This window comes from Pseudomonas helleri, from assembly GCF_009600315.1.
GTDB lineage: Bacteria > Pseudomonadota > Gammaproteobacteria > Pseudomonadales > Pseudomonadaceae > Aquipseudomonas > Aquipseudomonas helleri_A.
This window is the reverse complement of record NZ_WIWC01000204.1, coordinates 1-233: the sequence shown is the minus strand read 5'-3', so window position 1 is coordinate 233 and position 233 is coordinate 1. Positions and strand designations below refer to the sequence as shown.

The window sequence follows — 233 nt, the reverse complement described above, 5'->3', positions numbered from 1 at the left end:
AAGAAGAACTGGCCATGCGTGAACTGGGGCTGCGCTTTCCAGGGCAAATCGGCGTGCGCATTGGCTTCAACGAGGCCGATGCCCGGCGCATGTTCGCCGGCAGTGACTTTTTATTGATGCCCTCGCGCTATGAGCCTTGCGGCCTGAGCCAGATGTACGCGCAACGCTTTGGTTCGCTGCCGGTGGCGCGCAATACCGGCGGTTTGGCCGATACCATTGAAAATGGCGTAACC

Annotated in this window: 1 protein-coding gene; it reads left to right on the top strand. The window is 59.7% G+C overall.

Annotation, left to right across the window (positions count from 1 at the left end; translation table 11 throughout):
- A partial coding sequence (locus GHN86_RS23315) for a glycosyltransferase (RefSeq protein WP_153387407.1) occupies positions 1–233 on the top strand: 233 nt, incomplete at both ends.